Source organism: Melaminivora sp. (assembly GCF_032059615.1).
Taxonomy (GTDB): domain Bacteria; phylum Pseudomonadota; class Gammaproteobacteria; order Burkholderiales; family Burkholderiaceae_C; genus Melaminivora.
On the sequence record NZ_DAMCAM010000042.1, the window covers coordinates 1 to 18,760 of the forward strand.

Genomic DNA, 18,760 nt, shown 5'->3' on the forward strand with positions numbered 1-18,760 from the left:
TGCCGATCCACATCGAGGCGATCAGGCCCCAGAACAGCTCGGGGTTGCTGGTCATGACCTGCGGGCCGGGCTGGATGTTGTGAATCGTCATGGCGCCCACCATCAGCGCCATCACCGCGTTGGGCGGGATGCCCAGGGTCAGGAGCGGGATGAAGGAGGTCTGCGAGCCCGCGTTGTTGGCCGACTCGGGCGAGGCCACGCCGCGGATGTTGCCCTGGCCGAAGGGCACTTCGCCGGGTTTGAGGCGTGTCTTCTTCTCGACCGTGTAGGCGGCGAACGACGACAGCAGCGCGCCGCCGCCGGGCAGGATGCCCAGGGCGCACCCGAGGCCGGTGCCGCGCAGCATGGCGGGGAACATGCGCTTGAAGTCCTCGCGCGTGGGCATGAGGCCGGTGACCTTGGCGGCGAAGACCTCGCGCTCGTCCTCGGGGCGCGAGAGGTTGGCGATGATCTCGCCGTAGCCGAACACGCCCATGGCGATCACCACGAAGTCGATGCCGTCGGTGAGCTCAGGGATGTCCCAGCTGTAGCGCGCCACGCCCGAGTTCACGTCGGTGCCGACCAGGCCCAGCAACAGCCCCAGCAGCACCATGGCCACCGCCTTGAGCAGCGAGCCCGAGGCCAGCACCACCGCGCCGATCAGGCCCAGCACCATGAGCGAGAAATACTCGGCCGGGCCGAACTTGAAGGCCACTTCGGTCAGCGGCGGGGCAAACGCCGCCAACACCACCGTGCCGACGCAGCCGGCGAAGAACGAGCCGATGCCGGCCGCCGCCAGCGCCGGTCCGGCGCGGCCCTTGCGCGCCATCTGGTAGCCGTCGATCACCGTGACCACCGAGGACGATTCACCCGGCAGGTTCACCAGGATGGCGGTGGTGGAGCCGCCGTACTGCGCGCCGTAGTAGATGCCGGCCAGCATGATCAGCGCCGCCACCGGTGGCAGCGCGTAGGTGGCGGGCAGCAGCATGGCGATGGTGGCCACCGGGCCCACGCCCGGCAGCACGCCGATCAGGGTGCCCAGCAGGCAGCCGATGAAGCAATAAACCAGGTTCTGGAAGGTGAAGGCGACGCCGAAGCCCAGCGACAGGTGGTCGAGCAATTCCATGGTGTGAGGGGTTTCCGCGCTACGCGCTCAGCCGATGGAGAGAAAGGCCGGCCAGACCGGAAACTGCAGCTTGAGCAGCACGACGAAGGCCACGTAGCTGCCTGCGGCCAGCACCGTGGCGAGGACCAGCACTTCCTTGAACTTGAAATGGTCGCCCGCCAGGCTGGCGGTGAACGTCAGGCCGTAGATGGCCGCAATCAGTCCCATGGCCGGCAGGCCCACGCTGGGCAGGCCCACCAGCAGCACGCCGAACAGCAGGTTGGCGCCGATGATGAACAGCACCTGTCGCCAGGCCCAGGGGCCCACGGGCTCGCCGTCGCCCTCGGTGCGCGCCAGCACCGCCTTGAGCGCGATGACGGCGCCCAGCAGGGCCAGCAGGACGCCCAGCACCAGCGGGAAATAGCCCGGCCCCATGCGCGCGCCCGTGCCGATGCGGTAGCTGGTCGCTCCCCAGGCAAAGGCGGACCCCACGGCCAGGAACATGAGGCCGGCGAAGAAGTCCTTCCGGTTGTTGATGCGCACGAATCTCTCCAGCTGGCGACGCGAAGGGCGATTGTCTGGCGCCCCCGGGCGTCGCCCGATGTGGGTTACACCTACGGTGGCCTACGGCGCCACGGGCTTGAACACGCGCAGCCATTTGGGCGCGGGCAGGTCCCAGCGCGCCTGCACGGCCTCGGCGCGGGCCAGCAGCTCGGCCCGCTTGGGCCGGCCGGGCGTGCGCTGGGCCAGCACCACGGTGTTGCCCTCGCGCGTGGGCCGAAAGGCCCACAGGGCGTCCTCGCCGAAGGCCTGGGCCAGCTGCGCCACGCTGCGCTCGTAGCTCGATGCGCGGCCGAACAGGTTGACGGTGAGGCAGCCGTCGGCCGTCAGCAGGGCGCGGCAATCGGCGTAGAAGTCGGCGCTGTCGAGCACGGGCGCGGCGGCCTCGTGGTCGTACAGGTCCACCGCCAGCGCGTCGATGGTACCGGCCAGCTCGGGGCGGCGGATCTCCTGCGCCGCATCGCCCAGCACCACCGACAGGCGCGGCCCCTCGGGCGGCAGCTTGAACCAGGCGCGGCACACGGCCAGCACCTGCGGGTTGAGCTCGATGGCCGTGGTCTGCATGCGCAGGCGCTTGTGGCAGAACTTGGTGATGGCCCCCGCGCCCAGGCCCAGCTGCAGGGCGCGGCGCTCGGCCACGCCCTCGGGTGCCACGAACAGCAGCCAGGCCATCATGCGCTGCACATATTCCAGCTCGATGTGAAAGGGCTCGGCGATGCGCATGGAGCCCTGGATCCAGGGCGTGCCCAGGTGCAGGTGGCGCACTTCGCCATCATCGGAGACGCTGACTTCGGGCAGCTCGGCGGTGGGTTTCTTCTTGCGTGTCAAGGCAGGCAGCCCGGCATGGAGCTCGGGCGAAAAGGTGGTTTGCTATTCTAAAAATAGCTGCACCCCCTTGAATGGCAAGGGCTCTCTGGCAAAAAGACTGAAAATCAGCCAGCCAGCAAAGCCCCCAGCCGGGGCAGCGCAGCGCAGGCATTGTCGCGGCAAGCGCGGGCCAGCTCGTGCGCCTGCATGCCGCGCAGTTCGGCAATCACGGCGCCGATGCGCGGCAGCTCAGCCGGACTGTTGCGCGCCGGCGGCTTGCCGGCCTCGCGCTCGGCGGCGGTCACGTAGAGCCAGTGCGGCGGAATGTCGGGGGCGTCGGTCTCCAGCACCAGCGCCTGCAGGGGCAGCTGCGCCGCCAGACGGCGGATCTGGTGGGCGCGCTCGAACGTCGCCGCGCCGCCAAAACCCAGCTTGAAGCCCAGTTCGATCAGCATGCGCGCCTGCTGCTCGCTGCCGTTGAAGGCGTGCGCGATGCCGCCGCGCACGGGCAGCTCGCGCAGGCCCTTCAGAACCTGGTCCACCGAGCGGCGCGAATGCACGATCACCGGCAGGTCGTGCCGGCGCGCCAGGCGCAGCTGCTCGCGCCACAGGTGCTGCTGGCGCTCATCGTCCAGAGTCTTGTCGAAATAGTCCAGGCCGATCTCGCCCATGGCCACCAGGCGCGGGTCATCGGCGCGCCGCTGCAGCTCGTCGGCCAGCGCCTGCAGGTCGGCCTCACCCGCGTGGCGGGTGAACAGCGGGTGGATGCCCAGGGCGTAGCTGTCGCCGTGCCGGTGCGCCAGCGTGCGCACGGCGTCGAAGTTGGCCCGCTCCACCGCCGGCAGCACACAGTGCGCGACGCCGGCCCGCGCAGCGCGCACGCGCTCGGCATCGGCGTGCGCCGCGCCGCCGTGGTGGATGAATTCGTCCAGGTGGCAGTGGGTGTCGATCCAGGCAGACATCCGGCCATCCTGCGCCACGCCGCCCGGGCGCGGCGTAGGTCAGAGCATGTGGTTGAGGAAGGCGCGGGCGCGCTCGTGGCCCGGGTCGGCGAAGAACTCGCGCGCCGCGCGCGCCGCGATCAGCTCGCCCTGGTCCATGAAGGCCACGGTGTGCGCCACCTCGCGGGCAAAGCCCATCTCGTGCGTGACCACCAGCATGGTCATGCGCTCCTCGGCCAGCTCGCGCATGGTGCGCAGCACCTCGCCCGTGAGCTCGGGGTCGAGCGCCGACGTCGGCTCGTCGAACAGCATGATGTCGGGCTGCATGGCCAGGGCCCGGGCGATGGCCACGCGCTGCTTCTGCCCGCCCGACAGGCGCGCCGGGTAGTTGTCGCGCTTCTGTGACAGGCCCACCTTGGCCAGCAGCGCCTCGGCCCGCGCCACGGCCGCGTCGCGCGAGACGCCCTGCACCACCATGGGCGCCTCGATCAGGTTCTGCAGCACGGTCAGGTGCGGAAACAGGTTGAAGTGCTGGAACACCATGCCCGTCTTGCCGCAGATGCGGCGCAGCTGCAGGTCGGGCACGTAGACGCAGCGCCCGGTCGCGTCGGTGGCCGCCAGCGGCTCGCCCTCGATGGCGATGTCGCCGCTGTCGATGGTCTCCAGGTGGTTCAGGCAGCGCAGGAAGGTGCTCTTGCCCGAGCCCGAGGGACCGATGATGGCCACCACCTCGCCACGCCGCACGGTCAGCGAGACGCCGCGCAGCACCTCGTTGGCGCCGTAGCGCTTGCGCAGCGCGCGCGCCTCGATCATGGGCGCGGCCGCGCCGCCGGCCGGCTCACTGGTCGTACTTGGCATAGCGTTTTTCCAGGCGCTGGAAGCCCCAGGTCAGCACCAGCGTCATGAGCAGGTAGAAGGCGGCGGCGACGATGAAGGGCGTGGTCGTGAAGTCGCGCTGCACGATGCCGCGCGCGGCGCGCAGCAGGTCGTTCAGGGCGAGCACGTAGATGAGGGACGTATCCTTGACCAGGGTGATGGTCTCGTTGCTCATGGGCGGCAGGATGGTGCGCACCATCTGCGGCAGCACGATGCGGCGCATGGTCTGCGGGTAGCTCATGCCCAGCACCTTGGCGGCCTCGTACTGGCCGCGGTCCACCGACTGGATGCCGGCGCGGAAGATCTCGGCGAAGTAGGCCGCGTAGTTCAGTGCAAAGGCCGCCACCGCCGCGGGAAAGTCCGGCAGGCGCACGCCCACCACCGGCACAAAGGGCAGCGCGAAGTAGATGAACAGCATCTGCAGCATGAGCGGCGTGCCGCGCATGAGCCAGATGTAGCCGTTCACCGCGCCCGACAGCGACTTGATGGGCGACAGCCGCGCCAGCGCCAGCGCCAGACCCAGCGGCACGGCCAGCACCAGGGTGATGGCGAACAGCTTGAGCGTGACCGCCGCGCCCTGCGCGAGGGGGGCGAGAAGGGAGAGAACGTAGTCCATGCGAAAGGGCGTCAGGCGGGGCGGGGCAGCGCGGAGGAAGAAATAGCACCGCGCCCAGGGGCAGGCACCCTCACCCCTGCCCTCTCCCGCCAGCGGGAGAGGGAGCCAGGCAGCGCAGCTTCCACAACGACCAGCATGCTCCAGCTCAGCAGACGCCCAGCCAAGGGAACAACCGCAGCAACTGGCGTGCCCCAAACCCGGGGACGCCACGCAAGGGCCGCCCCGCCGCGCTGAGCAATCGCTCCCCCTTCCCGAATTGCGCAGCAATTCGAGAGAAGGGGCTGAGGGCCGCGGCTCCGAGCCTGCCGGCGCAGGCTTGGACGTGCCCGAAGCGCTGCCGCCTCTGGCGGCTGCACCAAGGAGCGCAGCGACACAGGGGGATGCCCCGAATTATTTGATGATGTTCTTGCCAAACCACTGCTCGGCAATCTTCGCGGCGGCGCCGTCGCCCTTCATCTCGGTCAGGGCCTTGTCGAGTTTGCTCAGCAGTTCGGTGTCGTCCTTGCGCACACCCACGCCGTATTCCTCGGTGCCGAAGTTGTCCTCCAGCACGGCGTACTGGTCGGGCTTCTTGGCCACGTAGTAGCGGCCCACGACCTCATCGACCACCACCGCCTCCAGGCGGCCGGCGGACAGGTCCATCAGCGCGGTCACGTTGTCGCCGAAGGTCTTGAGTTCCTTCATGGATTTGAAGACCTCGTCCTCCTTCTTGATGGCGTCCACGGCGCTGCTGCCCTCCTGCGCGCCGACCACCTTGCCGGCGAGGTCGGCCTTGGCCTTGATGGCCGAGCCGGCGGGCACCACGATGATCTGGTGATTCTCCATGTAGGGCGCGGTGAAGCCGATGTTCTGGCGGCGCTCCTCGGTAATCGTCAGGCCGTTCCACAGCGCATCCACGCGCTTGCCCGACAGCTCGGCCTCCTTGGCGCTCCAGTCGATGGGCTTGAACTCGACCTCCAGGCCCAGGCGCTTGGCAGCTTCCCTGGCCATGTCGATGTCAAAGCCGACCAGCTGGTTCTTGTCGTCGCGAAAACCCATGGGCGGGAAGTTGTCGTCCAGGCCGACCACGATCTTGGTGGCGGCGGCAGGCGCGGGTGCCTCGGCGGCCGGGGCGGCGCTCTCTTGCTTGGAGCAACCGGCAACGAGGGCCCCGAGGGTCAGCAGGGCAACGGCAGCGAGCTTCTTCATGACGTGAGCAATCCTTGAAGTGACGGGAAAGGGAAGGGAAGAAAATTTCAGGAAAACCCGGTATTGTCCACTGAAGTGGCAGCACCCGGCCCGCCCGGCGCCAAATCCGGGGATTGAGCGGGGCCCGGGGCGCGCCCGCCCAGCAGCGCCTCTTCGCGCGCCACCGTCTCGCGCAGGAAGTCCCACAGAGCGCGCACGCGCGCCAGGTCGCGCCGGTCCGCCGAGGCGGCAATCCAGAAGGTGCGCTGCACGCCGATGGCCCCGGGCAGCACGGGGACCAGGCCGTCGTCGTGCGCCGCCATGAAGCACGGCAGCAGGGCCAGGCCGTGCCCGCCCCGGGCCGCCTGGTACTGGGCCACCACGCTGGTGCTGCGCAGCAGGGTCTGCGTCTGCGGCACCAGCGCCGCGAGCTCGCGCAGCTCGTTGCTGAACACCAGCTCCTCCACATAGCCGACGAAGCGGTGCCCGCGCAGGTGCCGCACGTGGGTGATGGGCGGGTGCCGCGCGAGGTAATCACTGCTGGCGTAGAGCTGCAGGCGGTAGTCGCACAGCCTGCTGCAGACCTGCCCGCTGCTCTGCGGCCGCTCGACGTTGACGGCCAGGTCGGCCTCGCGCTGCGACAGGTTGATGAAGCGCGGCACGATCAACAGGTCCACCTGGATGCCCGGGTGGCACTCGGCAAAGCGCGCCAGGTGCCGCGCCAGGAAGAAGCTGCCGAAGCCCTCGGTGGCGCCCAGCCGCACGTGTCCGGTCAGCGCATGGCGCTCGCCGCCGATCTCCTCGCCCACCAGCACCATGGAGTTCTCCATCTGCTCGACGCGCTCGAGCAGGCGGTGGCCGGCGGTGGTGAGCGCATGCCCCGCAGGCGTGCGCTCGAACAGCTGCGCGCCCAGCTCCTGCTCCAGCCGGCGCAGCCGGCGGGTGATGGTCGAGTGGTCCACCTCCAGGCGCCGCGCCGCCTCCTGGGCCGAGCGCGCGCGCACCACGGCCAGAAACAGCCGCAGGTTGTCCCAGTTGGTGTGTTCAATGGTCATGGCAGGCCTCTTGTGGTGCAAATTTGCAAGAACGATATGCCCAAAAACCTGATCCCTTTGCAGAAACGCTGGATTAAAGTGTCCTTCGGGTGCGGTTTCCTTCGCAGCCCTTCACGAACATCCAGAGGAGACAAACCATGCAATTCCTTCGTCACCCGCTGGCGCTGGCCGTCCTTGGCCTGGGCCTTTGCACCGCCGCGCAGGCGCAGATTTCCAACGATACGGTCAAGATCGGCATCCTCACGGACATGGCCGGCCCCTACTCGGGCATGGGCGGCGCAGGCTCGGTGGTGGCCGCCAGGATGGCCATCGACGACTGCCTGCGCGCCGAGTGCAAGGGCATGAAGATCGAGGTGGTGAGCGCCGACCACCAGAACAAGGCCGACATCGCCGCCACCAAGGCGCGCGAGTGGCTCGATCGCGACGGGGTGGACGCGATTGCCGACATCACCAACTCCGCCGCCGCCCTGGCCGTGCAGAAGCTGGTGCGCGAAAAAGGCGGCATCGCCATGTACAGCGGCCCGGCCACCACGCGCCTGACCGACGACGAGTGCGCGGAGAACGGTTTTCACTGGATGTTCGACACCTACTCCTCGGCCTCGGGCGCCGCGGCCGCGCTCACCAAGAACGGCGACAAGAGCTGGTTCTTCGTGACGGTGGACTACGCCTTCGGCCACTCGTTGGAGAAAGACGCCTCGGAGATGGTGCAGGCCAACGGCGGCACGGTGGTGGGCAGCGTGCGCCACCCGCTCAACGCGAGCGATTTCTCCTCCTTCATCCTGCAGGCGCAGAACTCCAAGGCCCAGGTCATCGGCCTGGCCAACGGCGCGCAGGACACCGTCAACGCCATCAAGGCGGCGCGCGAGTTCGGCATCGGCGGCAAGGGCCAGAAGGTGGCGTCCCTGCTCATGTTCCTCACCGACGTGCACTCGCTGGGCCTGCGCCAGGCGCAGGGGCTGATGTTCTCCGAGGGCTTCTACTGGGACATGGATGACAAGACCCGCGCCTTCTCCAGCCGCTTCGAGAAGCTGCACAAGGGCTTCAAGCCGACCATGGTGCAGGCCGGCGTCTATTCCAGCGTGCTGCACTACCTCAAGAGCGTGGCCGCGGCCAAGACCGACGACTCCAAGGTGGTGGCCCGGAAGATGCGCGAGCTGCCCATCGACGACCCGGTGATGCGCAACGCCAGCATCCGCCCTGACGGCCGCGTGATCCACGACATGTACCTGTTCCAGGTCAAGGCACCCAACGAGTCCAAGGGCCCGTGGGACTACTACAAGACCGTGAGCACCATTCCGGCCGACATCGCCTTCAAGCCGCTGGCGCAGTCAAGCTGCCCGCTGGTCAAGAAGTAAGCGCCAGCGACCACGCCGCGCCCTCTCTCTTTTTTCGCAGACACGCACTGCCCGACGAGCACCCATGAGCACCCCCACCACCATCCACCACTTCATCGGCGGCAAGCCCTACCCCTCCCAGTCCGCCGAATGGCGCGACGTCACCAACCCGGCCACCCAGGAAGTGGTGGCGCGCGTGCCCTTTGCCACGCGCGAGGAGGTGGAGCTGGCCGTGTCCAACGCCCACGAGGCCTTCCAGACCTGGCGCAGCACGCCCCTGGGCGCGCGCATGCGCATCATGCTGCGGCTGCAGCAGCTGATCCGCGAGAACATCACCGAGCTGGCCGAGCTCATCACCCGCGAGCACGGCAAGACCCTGCCGGACGCCGAGGGCGAGGTGGCGCGCGGCCTGGAGGTGGTCGAGCACGCCTGCGCCATCACCACGCTGCAGCTGGGCGAGATCGCCGAGAACGCCGCCACCGGCGTGGACGTGTACAACCTGCTGCAGCCGCTGGGCGTGGGCGCGGGCATCACGGCCTTCAACTTCCCCGTGATGCTGCCGTGCTTCATGTTCCCGATGGCCATCGCCTGCGGCAATACCTTCGTGCTCAAGCCTTCGGAGCAGGACCCGAGCTCGACCATGCGCCTGGTGGAGCTGGCGCACGAGGCGGGCGTGCCCCCGGGCGTGCTCAACGTGATCCATGGCGGCCCCGAGGTGGCCGACATGCTGTGCGACCACCCGCAGATCCAGGCCCTGTCCTTCATCGGCTCCACGCACGTGGGCACGCACATCTACCGCCGCGCCAGCGAGTCCGGCAAGCGCGTGCAGTCCATGATGGGCGCCAAGAACCACTGCGTGGTCATGCCCGATGCGCCCCGGGAGCATGCGCTGAACAACCTGCTGGGCTCGGCCTTCGGCGCCGCGGGCCAGCGCTGCATGGCCAACTCGGTGGCGGTGTTCGTGGGCGCAGCGCGCGAGTGGCTGCCCGAGCTGGTGGAAAAATCCCGCGCCCTGAAGGTGGGCCCGGGCACCGACCGCAGCGCTGACCTGGGGCCGCTGGTCAATCCGCGCGCAAGGGAGCGCGTGCTTGGCCTGATCGACTCGGGCGAAGCCCAGGGCGCGACCCTGATGCTGGACGGCCGCCAGTGCACGGTGCAGGGCTACGAGAAGGGCAACTTCGTCGGCCCGACCATCTTCTCGGACGTCACCGACACCATGGACATCTACCAGCAGGAGATCTTCGGGCCGGTGCTGAACGTGGTCTGCGTGGACACGCTGGAGGAGGCCATCGCCTTCATCAACCGCAACCCCAACGGCAACGGCACGTCCATCTTCACCAGCAGCGGCTGGGCGGCGCGCAAGTACCAGCACGACATCAACGTGGGCCAAGTGGGCATCAACGTGCCGATTCCCGTGCCCGTGGCCTATTTCAGCTTCACCGGCTCGCGCGCCTCCAAACTGGGCGACCTGGGCCCCAACGGCAAGCAGGCGGTGCAGTTCTGGACGCAGACCAAGACCGTGACCGCGCGCTGGTACGAGGAAGGCAGCCGCTCCGACGGCGTCAACACCACCATCTCGATGAAGTGACGCGGGGCCGGCCTGGCGCTCAGGCCAGGCCGAAGCGCGCGGCCAGCGCCGCGCGCAGCCCGAACTCGTCGAGGATGGCGCCCAGCCGCTCGGCGGCGCTGCGCTTTCTCTGGCCCGTCCAGCGCGCCAGGATGAGTTCGTTCTTCAGGCTGTGCTCCCAGCCTACCAGCTCGGTCACCGTGACCTGGTAGCCGCTGGCCTCCAGGTGCAGGCAGCGCATGACGTTGGTCAGGTGGCTGCCCAGCTCGCGCGTGTGGATGGGGTGGCGCCACAGCTCGGCCAGGGGCGCGCGCGATAGCTGCAGAGCCTTGTTGCCGCGCAGCTGCCCGGCCACCTCGGCCTGGCAGCAGGGCACCAGCACCAGTGCCCGGGCCTGCTTGTGCAGGCCGAAGGCGATGGCGTCGTCGGTGGCGGTGTCGCAGGCGTGCAGCGCGGTGACGATGTCGAAGCGCTCGGGCATGCCGGCTTCGGCCGCCGCATCGGCTGCCGCCAGGTTGAGAAACTCCATGCGCTCGAAGCCCAGCCGCGCGGCCAGCGCGCGCGAGCGCTCGACCAGGTCGGCGCGCCACTCGATGCCGTAGATGCTCCCACGGCCGAGCGACTTGAAAAACAGGTCATACAGGATGAAGCCCAGATAGGACTTGCCCGCGCCATGGTCGGCCAGCAGCGGCGCGTGCCCGTCCTGCGCCGCCTCGGCCAGCAGCGGCTCGATGAACTGGTACAGGTGATAGACCTGCTTGAGCTTGCGGCGCGAGTCCTGGTTCAGCCTGCCCTCGCGGGTGAGGATGTGCAGCTCCTGGAGCAGCTCGACCGACTGGCCCGGGCGCAGCTCGGCCAGCACGGCCGTATCCTGCGCGGGGGCGGCGGCCTTGCCACCCGAGGCACGGGCAGCCCCGCCCTCCTGCGCGCGCTTGCGCCCTTGCGGCCTCATGCCTTGCCGCCCGCGGGTCCGCCGTGCACGGGGCAGCGCGCCCCCACGTCCAGCGCCTTCCAGCCCTGGGCGCCCAGCTGTTCGAGCACCTCGATGTTGCGCTCGAAGATGGCCTCGGCCTCGGGGAAGGCCTCCACCGCGCGGTCGATGCTGTCCTCGCGCAGCAGGTGCAGCGTCGGGTAGGGCGCGCGGTTGGTGCAGTTGCCCACGTCGTCCATCTGCGTGCCCTCGAACTGGAACTGCGGGTGAAACGACGCCACCTGCAGGATGCCGCCCAGGTCCATGGCCTCCACCAGCTCGTCGGCCAAGTCCAGGAAGTCGTTGAAATCCAGGAAGTCGTGCATGCAAAGCGGCGCCATCAGGAGCGTGGTGTCGCGCTTGTCCGGCGAGGCCTCGGCCAGCGCCTCTAGCTCCTGCTGCAGATCCTGCAGCAGCTCGCGCGCGTCGGTGGCGCGGCTCACCACGTAGTGGATCTGGCCCTTGACGTGCACTCCCTTGGCAAAGGGGCACAGGTTCAGGTCGATCACCGCGCGCTCGAGCCAGCGCACCATGTCCTGCACCACGATGGCGTCATCGATCGAGGGCTCCGGGCAGGCGCCGGGGGGCAGAAGGTCTGTGGTCATGGAAGTGGGCGCCTGCGCCGGCGCAGTGCTTGAGGGGGCCGCAATTTTAGGCCCCTCACCCGCCCAGCAGCCGCTGCCCGGTGATGCGCTCGTGCTCGCGCGCGGCAAACCGGTCGGTCATGCCAGCGATGAAGTCGGCCACCGTTCGCGCGCACTGCGTCGCATCCCCGGCCAGCGCCTGGGCGGCCTGGGCGGCGGGTAGCTGGCGCGGCTCGGCCGTGTAGGCGGCAAACAGCTCGCACACCACCCGGCGCGCCGCCGCCATGGTCTGCTCGACCTGGGGGTGCCGGTACAGCGCCTGCATCAGAAAGCGCTTGAGCTGCTGCGACTGCGCGCGCATGCCCTCGGAAAAGCCCACCAGCGGCGCCAGCGCGCGCACCGCGTCCACGCTGGGCGGGGTGTGCTCGGCCAGCCGCGCGCGCGTGGTGTCGATGACGTCATAGACCTGATCGCTGAGCATGCGCCGGATGGCCTCGTGCAGCAGCCGGCGCTCACCGCCGGGGCGCGCCAGGTGCGGGTGGCGCGCCTCGGCGGCGTGCCGGTAGCGGTCAAACAGCGGCACCTCGCGCAGCTGCGTCAGCGTCACCAGGCCCGAGCGCACGCCGTCGTCGATGTCGTGGGCGTTGTAGGCGATCTCGTCGGCCAGGTTGCACAGCTGCGCCTCCAGGCCGGGCTGGCCGCCGTGCAGGAAGCGCCAAGCCACGCCGTGCGGCTCGCGCGCCTCCAGCCACTCGGCGTTGCGGCGCGCGCAGTGCTTGAGGATGCCCTCGCGCGTCTCGAACGTCAGGTTGATGCCGTCGTAGTCGGGGTAGCGCTCCTCCAGGCAGTCCACCACGCGCAGGCTCTGCAGGTTGTGCTCGAAGCCGCCATGCGCGCGCATGCAGTCGTTGAGCGCGTCCTGGCCGGCATGGCCGAAGGGCGTGTGGCCCAGGTCGTGCGCCAGGCTGATGGCCTCGACCAGGTCCTCGTTGAGCGCCAGCGAGCGGGCGATGGAGCGCGCCAGCTGCGCCACCTCCAGCGAGTGCGTGAGCCGGGTGCGAAACAGGTCGCCCTCGTGGTTGACAAAGACCTGGGTCTTGTAGACCAGGCGCCGGAAGGCCGTGGAATGCACGATGCGGTCGCGGTCGCGCTGGTATTCGGTGCGGGTCGGCGCGGGCGACTCGGGGTGGCGGCGCCCGCGGCTGCGCGCCGGGTCGCAGGCCCAGGGGGCCAGGGGCACTTGAATGGCAGTCAAATCGGCCTCCAGCCCTTCATTGGCGCTGGGTTGTAGCTATCAAAAATATAAACAAAAGCGGTCACGTCGGCCCTCATGGCGCGCAGCACAGATCGATGACCTCGCGCACCAGCGCGTCGGGTGCGGCGCGCACCACCGCCCGGCCCGGGCCGTCGATCAGCACGAAGCGGATCTCGCCGGCCTCGGCCTTCTTGTCCACACGCATCAGCTGCAGGTAGCGCCCGGCGTTGTCGCCGGCGTCCAGCACCGGGCCGCGCACCGGCAGGCCGGCGCGCCCGATGAGCGCGCGCAGGCGCTGCACGAAGGCGGCATCGACCAGCGACAGGCGCAGCGACAACTCGGCCGCCATGACCATGCCCGCGGCGACGCCCTCACCGTGCAGCCAGGCGCCATAGCCCATGCCTGCCTCGATGGCGTGCCCGAAGGTATGGCCGAAGTTCAGGATGGCGCGCAGGCCGGCCTCGCGCTCGTCGGCGCCCACCACGGCCGCCTTGATCTCGCAGCTGCGCCGCACGGCATGCGCCAGTGCGCCCGCCTCGCGCGCCAGCAGCGCGTCCAGGTGTGCCTCCAGCCAGGCAAACAGCTCCATGTCGGCAATGGGGCCGTATTTGATGACCTCGGCCAAGCCGGCGGCCAGCTCGCGCGGCGGCAGGCTGGCCAGCGTCGCCAGGTCGCAGACCACCAGCTGCGGCTGGTGGAAGGCGCCGACCATGTTCTTGCCCAGCGGGTGGTTGATGGCCGTCTTGCCGCCCACGCTGGAATCGACCTGCGCCAGCAGCGTGGTCGGCACCTGCACGAAGGGCACGCCGCGCATGTAGCAGGCGGCGGCAAAGCCCGTCATGTCGCCCACCACGCCGCCGCCCAGGGCCCACAGCACCACCTTGCGGTCGCAGCCATGGCCGAGCAGCGCGTCGAAGACCCGGTTGAGCGTCTGCCAGTCCTTGTGTTCCTCGCCGTCGGGCAGGGTGACGGTGTGCACCTGCGGGTAGTGTGGCGCCAGCGCCTGCGCCAGCTGCGCGCCGTACAGCGGCCCGACGGTTGTGTTGGTGACGATGAGCGCGGCCGTGCCGCGCGGCAGGTCGGCGCGCCTGGCCAGCGTGGCCAGCAGGCCTGCGCCGATGGCGATGGGGTAGCTGCGCTCGCCCAGGTCGATGCGCACGGAGTCGGTGGAAGAAGGCATGGGGTTGGGCATTGGCGATCAGCGGCAGGTCTGGCCGTTGCTGGCCCCCGTCACCGCCACGTTGATTTTTCGCGTCACGGTCTTGCCGCCCTTCGCGGCCGTGACCAGGAAGCCGTGGGTGCCGCAGTCGCCGGGGGACTGGTCGTCCCGCCCCTGCGGGGTGCCGGTGACATAGGCCCTATTCCCGATGGTTTCCTGCTTGAGCCAGGCGGGCAGCTGCGAGAACGACCACTCCGCCCCCGCCTGGGAGGCGGAGAAGACATAGGTGTAGAACGATCCGGCGGTGGCGTCGGAGATGGTGCACTCATCCACCCCGTTGACGGGAGCGCAGGTGAGGTGGGTGATGGTGAACTCGCCGCCGTCATCGGTGTCGCTCCCGCAGGGCACATCGCTCGTGTTGCGGATGGTGATGGTCGAAGTGCCGGTGGAGCCGTTGCGGTCCACCACAGTGACGACCACGTCGGTGTCCTCGGCCACGCAGCGCGAGCCGGCGCTGCCGGTCTCCAGCACGATGGTCCTGTCCGTGGTGCAGGCAGGGCCGCGCACCTGCAGCAGCGCGCCGTCGGCCTGTGCGCACACCTCACCCGGGGCCGCGCCAGCAACCACCAGGCGGATGGGCAGGTTGCTTTCCTCGGAGACGGTCTGCCGTGCCGGGCTGACGTTGAAGGCCGCGGCGCCTGGGGCGACCGTCACGCCCAGCGTCTGCTGCCGGCCTGCACTGTCCTGCACGACGACTTCGGACTGCGAGACGAGCAGGCCCTCGACGGTCAGCATGTCGCCGGCCAGTGTCAGCCGCAAGGCTTCTTGGGCACCGCCCACCGCCCGGTAGGGAGCCTGGCCGCCGGAGATGATGACCGGGGCGCGCTGCCCCGAATGCAGCGTCAGGCTCTCGACCGACAGACGCAGCGCGCCCACGTGACCGGTGACAGTGACGGGCACCTGGACCCGCCCGCTCAGGGCATCCACCACCGCGACCGTGGCGCTCCCGCCGGACACCCCCGTCACGCGGAACCGGTCCGGGGCCACCCTCTGCGCCTGCAGGACGCGGGTGTCGGAACTCTCCACCCGGTAGGGAGGCGTGCCGTCGTGGATCTCGAAGGTGCGCGCCTCCCCGTCGCCTACGCCAATCACCAGATCTGCCGGCGCCGTGGTCTTCAGCGCCCGCTGGTTGTCATTGCCGGCGGCCGTATCCCCTCCTCCGCCGCACCCGGCCAGCACTGCCGCCAGCGTCACGGCCAGGGCCGCAGCAAACATCCTGTAGGTCTTCATCAGCAACTCATCCCTGTTGTCATAAAAATCGGTTGTCAGCGTACGGGGCCGCGGTCGGAGATCACCCTGGGGGTGATGAAGACCAGCAGCTCGCGCTTGTCCGTGTCCCGGGTCCGCTTCTTGAACAGATTGCCCACCACCGGCACGTCGCCCAACAGCGGGATTTTGTCCTCTTGCTGGTTCTCCTCCATCGTGAAGATGCCGCCGATGACCACGGTGCCGCCGTTTTCCACCAGAACCTGGGTCTTGACGTGCTTGGTGTCGATGGCCACTCCCTGGCCGGTGTCCTCGCCGCGGCTGTCCTTGTTCACGTCCAGGTCCAGGATGATGCTGCCCTCGGGCGTGATCTGCGGCGTCACCTCCAGCTTCAGCACCGCCTTCTTGAAGGCGATGGTGGTGGCGCCGTTGGGCGCGGTGACCGAGTACGGATACTCGGTGCCCTGCTCGATCAGGGCCTTGGTCTGGTCGGCGGTGATCAGGCGCGGGTTGGAGACGATGCGGCCCTGCCGGTCCGCCTCCATGGCCGACAGCTCCAGTGACAGGAAACGGCTGGCCGAGGGGTTGAAGATGGAAAGCGCGAACGAGCCGAAGGAGGTGGCGTTGCTGCCTAGCGTGGCGGGCAGGTTGACGAAGGTGCCCCCCAGGTTCTGTTCGCCGCCCAAGCCGGTGGCCCCCGTGGCGTTGCCGTAGTTCGTGCCCAGAGCGACGCGGTTGCCCCCGCCCACGCTCCAGCCGCCCTGGCTGCCGCGCTGCGCGCCCAGATCGCCCCCGCCCAGGCGCACGCCCAGGGCGCGCCCGAAGCTGTCCCGCGCCTCCACGATGCGCGCCTCGATCATGACCTGGCGCACCGGCACGTCCAGCGTCAGCAGCAGGGCGCGCACTTCCTCGAGCTTGGCCGGCGTGTCGGTGACGAAGAGCTGGTTGGTGCGCGGCTCGGCGATGGCGCTGCCGCGCTCGGACAGGAAGCGCGCGCCGGCGCTGCCACCCGGGCTGCGGGTGGCGCCGCCGCCCACCGTGCCCGAGGTGGCCGTGAGCTGGGTGACGATCTCCGCGGCCTTGGCGTAGTTGAGCTGGAAGCCCTGCGTGCGCAGCGGCTCGAGCCTCTGGATGGCGTGTACGGCCTCGTAGTCGCGGCGGATGCGCTCGTCGATCTCGTCCTTGGGGGCGATCCACAGGACCGTGCCTGCCTTGCGCATGCCCAGGCCCTTGGCGTCCAGGATGATCTGCAGCGCCTGGTCCCAGGGCACGTCCTTCAGCCGCAGGGTCAGCGTGCCGGTGACGGTGTCGGAGGCGACGATGTTGAAGTTGGTGAAGTCGGCGATCACCTGCAGCAGCGCGCGCACGTCGATGTTCTGGAAGTTGAGCGACAGCTTCTCGCCGGTGTAGTGCGGCCCCTGCACCAGGGCGCCGGACTCGGCCTTGCGCGGGCGCACCTCCAGCACGAACTGGCGCTGGCCCTGGTAGGCGCTGTATTCCCAGTCGCCCGCCGATTCGACCGCGATGCGCACGCGATCGCCCTGCTGCGTGGCGGCGATGGTCTGCACGGGCGTGCCGAAGTCGGTCACGTCCAGCCGCCGGCGCAGCCCCTCGGGCAGCGAGGAGCGCAGCAGCTCCACCACCAGCGTCTGTCCCTGGGGCTGCACGTCCACGGCGACCTGGCTGCTGGCCAGGCCCACGACCACCTGGCCGGCGCCGTCGGCGGTGCGGCGAAAGTCCAGGTCCGCCACGGGCGGCGCGTCGCTGGCCGGCTCCTGCCCGAGCAGGCGCGCGGCCCCGGCAGGCAAGGCCGACGGGGCGGGTGCCGCGCCGGCCGCCGCCGGCGGCGCCGGCTCCAGCAGCACCAGCAGCGCGCGGCCGTCCAGACGCAGCTCGTAGGGGGCGGCCTGCTTGAGCTCCAGCACCAGCCGCGTGCGTTCGGGGGTCTGCACCACATGGGCGGATTTCAGGTTGCCCTGGTTGACCTCGACCAGCGAGCGGCCAGTGGCGTTGTCCACCCCCGGCAGATCGAGCGCGATGCGCGCCGGGCTGTGCGTGACGAAGCCCGCGGGCAGCGCCTGCAGCGGCTCGGACAGCTCGACGCGCAGCACCTCGGCCCCCGCCTGCATGAAGCCGGTGATGGCCTCGATGGCGGTCCGCGCCTGCGCAGGCGGCGCGCCCAGCAGCGCCGCCAGCAGCAGCCCCAGCGCGGCCAGCCAGCCAGCCCAGCCGCGCGCGCACCGCCCTCCCCCGTGCTCCATGGTCATGGTTTCTCTCCTGCCGCATCCTGCAGCTGCAGCGTCGTCACCTTCTCCAGCCAGTCGCCGCCGACATCCTGGATGAGTTCGCGCAGTTGCACCGCAGCATCGCTGATGGCGATGATCTTTCCGTAGTTCTGGCCCATGTGGTCACCCACGCGGACCTGGTAGAGCAGCCGGTCCACGGCGATCAGGGCCGTGGGCACGCCTTCTTTTTTCAGGCTGCCGACCATTTTCAGCGCGTCGAGCGGGTAGGCCTCCAAGGGCTCGCGGGGCCGCGCCAGCTCGGGCGCGATGAGCAGGGCGCGCGCCGAAGCGGGGCTGTCGCGATGCAACGCCTGGGTCAGCCGCTGGGCGGCGAACGGATCGGCGCCGGCCGCGCCCAGGTAGTCCTGCGGCGCGAAGGGCACGGGCTCGGCCACCGGCAGGGCGCGCGGCTGCGTGCTGGCGCGCAGCCCGACCATCCACTGCCGCAGGTCCTCGTCGCCGCTGGCGCCGCAGCCGGCCAGCGCCGCCGCCAGGCAGGCAGCCAGCAGGGCGGGCCAGCGCGCGGCGCGGGGGCGCTCCAGCGTCATTTCTTCGCCTCCGCCTTCTTCCTGGCTTCGCGCTGCGCCTGGATCTCCTCGCTGTCGAGGTAGCGGAAGGTGCGCGCCGTCGCCTCCATGGTCAGGGCGCCGCTGCCGGGCTCCTTACCTGCCGGCGTGAGCACGATGTCGTTGAGCGTGACGATGCGTGAGAGGTGCGCCACGTCGGCCGCGAAGGCGCCGATGTCGTGGTAGCGGCCCACCACGCGGATGGCGATGGGCAGCTCGGCGTAGTAGTCCCGGACCACCATCTGCCCGGGGCGGAACAGCTCGAACTGCAGGCTGCGCTCCAGCCCGACCTGGTTGATGTCCGACAGCAGCGCGGACATCTCGGCCTTGCTCGGCAGCTGCCGCTCCAGCCGCGTGACGTGCTGCAGCACCTGGGTGCGCTGCTCCTTGAGGACCTGCAGGCTGACGGCCTTGCGCAGCTTGCGCTGGTAGTCCGCGCGCAGCTGCTGTTCGGCCTGGCGCGCGGCTGCCAGCTCGTCCTCGTATTCCGACAGCCGGGCAAACCACAGCAGCGCCGGCACCGCCGCGGCGATGAGCAGGCACAGCAGCACCCTCGGGGCCAGCGGCCACTCCGCGGGCTCGCGCAGGTCCAGCCCGCGAAACTGCCCGACCAGGGGCTGCCACCACGGCTGCGGCTCTGCCTCCAGGGGTCTGCGACTGGCCATGC

18 protein-coding genes are annotated in these 18,760 nt (G+C 69.7%); 2 read left to right on the forward strand and 16 right to left on the reverse strand.

Annotated elements, in window-relative coordinates; translation table 11 throughout:
- The 8 genes from RT051_RS10270 to RT051_RS10305 form a co-directional block, all read right to left on the reverse strand.
- On the reverse strand, window positions 1–1,105 hold a 1,105-nt coding region (locus tag RT051_RS10270; RefSeq protein WP_313076062.1), incomplete at its 3' end, for a tripartite tricarboxylate transporter permease.
- A gap of 27 nt (window positions 1,106–1,132) precedes the next feature.
- Window positions 1,133–1,627: a tripartite tricarboxylate transporter TctB family protein gene (locus tag RT051_RS10275; RefSeq protein WP_313076065.1), complete on the reverse strand. Its 495-nt coding sequence runs from the start codon at window positions 1,625–1,627 to the stop codon at window positions 1,133–1,135.
- 81 nt (window positions 1,628–1,708) lie between these two features.
- Complete coding sequence (locus tag RT051_RS10280; RefSeq protein WP_313076067.1) at window positions 1,709–2,473, reverse strand: spermidine synthase; 765 nt, start codon at window positions 2,471–2,473, stop codon at window positions 1,709–1,711.
- Window positions 2,474–2,577: 104 nt separating this feature from the next.
- The gene (locus tag RT051_RS10285; protein ID WP_313076070.1) at window positions 2,578–3,414 is read right to left on the reverse strand and encodes a TatD family hydrolase; all 837 of its coding nucleotides are present in this window, start codon (window positions 3,412–3,414) and stop codon (window positions 2,578–2,580) included.
- Between the two features lie 39 nt (window positions 3,415–3,453).
- Window positions 3,454–4,251: an amino acid ABC transporter ATP-binding protein gene (locus RT051_RS10290; RefSeq protein WP_313076072.1), complete on the reverse strand. Its 798-nt coding sequence runs from the start codon at window positions 4,249–4,251 to the stop codon at window positions 3,454–3,456.
- Window positions 4,232–4,885 (reverse strand): amino acid ABC transporter permease, encoded by a 654-nt coding sequence (locus RT051_RS10295; RefSeq protein WP_313076074.1) that lies wholly within the window; start codon window positions 4,883–4,885, stop codon window positions 4,232–4,234. The genes RT051_RS10290 and RT051_RS10295 overlap by 20 nt, the downstream gene beginning before the upstream one ends.
- Before the next feature lie 390 nt (window positions 4,886–5,275).
- The gene (locus RT051_RS10300) at window positions 5,276–6,073 is read right to left on the reverse strand and encodes an amino acid ABC transporter substrate-binding protein (protein ID WP_313076076.1); all 798 of its coding nucleotides are present in this window, start codon (window positions 6,071–6,073) and stop codon (window positions 5,276–5,278) included.
- 47 nt (window positions 6,074–6,120) lie between these two features.
- Window positions 6,121–7,107 (reverse strand): LysR family transcriptional regulator, encoded by a 987-nt coding sequence (locus tag RT051_RS10305; RefSeq protein WP_313076078.1) that lies wholly within the window; start codon window positions 7,105–7,107, stop codon window positions 6,121–6,123.
- 137 nt (window positions 7,108–7,244) lie between these two features.
- Between RT051_RS10305 and RT051_RS10310 the strand changes: the two genes are divergently transcribed.
- Together RT051_RS10310 and RT051_RS10315 are read left to right on the forward strand one after the other, a co-directional pair.
- A complete protein-coding gene (locus tag RT051_RS10310; RefSeq protein WP_313076080.1) occupies window positions 7,245–8,462 on the forward strand; it encodes an ABC transporter substrate-binding protein in 1,218 nt (405 codons plus the stop codon).
- Between the two features lie 64 nt (window positions 8,463–8,526).
- On the forward strand, window positions 8,527–10,029 hold the full coding sequence (locus RT051_RS10315; RefSeq protein ID WP_313076083.1) for a CoA-acylating methylmalonate-semialdehyde dehydrogenase: 1,503 nt from the start codon (window positions 8,527–8,529) through the stop codon (window positions 10,027–10,029).
- Window positions 10,030–10,048: 19 nt separating this feature from the next.
- Here the strand turns inward: RT051_RS10315 and RT051_RS10320 are convergent, their stop codons facing one another.
- The 8 genes from RT051_RS10320 to RT051_RS10355 all read right to left on the reverse strand — a co-directional run bounded on the left by RT051_RS10320 (window position 10,049) and on the right by RT051_RS10355 (window position 18,758).
- Entirely contained in the window at window positions 10,049–10,960 is a 912-nt protein-coding gene (locus RT051_RS10320) for an SAM-dependent methyltransferase (protein ID WP_313076085.1), read from the reverse strand.
- Window positions 10,957–11,583 carry a DUF1415 domain-containing protein gene (locus tag RT051_RS10325; RefSeq protein ID WP_313076088.1) on the reverse strand — a complete coding sequence of 209 codons (627 nt, stop codon included), beginning with the start codon at window positions 11,581–11,583 and terminating at the stop codon, window positions 10,957–10,959. Before RT051_RS10325 ends, RT051_RS10320 begins: the two co-directional genes overlap by 4 nt.
- A gap of 55 nt (window positions 11,584–11,638) precedes the next feature.
- The gene (locus RT051_RS10330; RefSeq protein ID WP_313076090.1) at window positions 11,639–12,817 is read right to left on the reverse strand and encodes a deoxyguanosinetriphosphate triphosphohydrolase; all 1,179 of its coding nucleotides are present in this window, start codon (window positions 12,815–12,817) and stop codon (window positions 11,639–11,641) included.
- A 73-nt stretch (window positions 12,818–12,890) separates the two neighbouring features.
- Window positions 12,891–13,997 carry a 3-dehydroquinate synthase gene (gene aroB / locus RT051_RS10335; RefSeq protein ID WP_313076092.1) on the reverse strand — a complete coding sequence of 369 codons (1,107 nt, stop codon included), beginning with the start codon at window positions 13,995–13,997 and terminating at the stop codon, window positions 12,891–12,893.
- 18 nt (window positions 13,998–14,015) lie between these two features.
- Entirely contained in the window at window positions 14,016–15,251 is a 1,236-nt protein-coding gene (locus RT051_RS10340; RefSeq protein ID WP_313076094.1) for a hypothetical protein, read from the reverse strand.
- A 50-nt stretch (window positions 15,252–15,301) separates the two neighbouring features.
- Window positions 15,302–17,503 carry a type IV pilus secretin PilQ gene (pilQ, locus tag RT051_RS10345; RefSeq protein ID WP_409520589.1) on the reverse strand — a complete coding sequence of 734 codons (2,202 nt, stop codon included), beginning with the start codon at window positions 17,501–17,503 and terminating at the stop codon, window positions 15,302–15,304.
- A 2-nt stretch (window positions 17,504–17,505) separates the two neighbouring features.
- On the reverse strand, window positions 17,506–18,075 hold the full coding sequence (locus RT051_RS10350) for a pilus assembly protein PilP (RefSeq protein WP_313076097.1): 570 nt from the start codon (window positions 18,073–18,075) through the stop codon (window positions 17,506–17,508).
- Window positions 18,072–18,758 (reverse strand): type 4a pilus biogenesis protein PilO, encoded by a 687-nt coding sequence (locus RT051_RS10355; RefSeq protein WP_313076099.1) that lies wholly within the window; start codon window positions 18,756–18,758, stop codon window positions 18,072–18,074. Before RT051_RS10355 ends, RT051_RS10350 begins: the two co-directional genes overlap by 4 nt.
- Window positions 18,759–18,760: the final 2 nt, after the last annotated feature.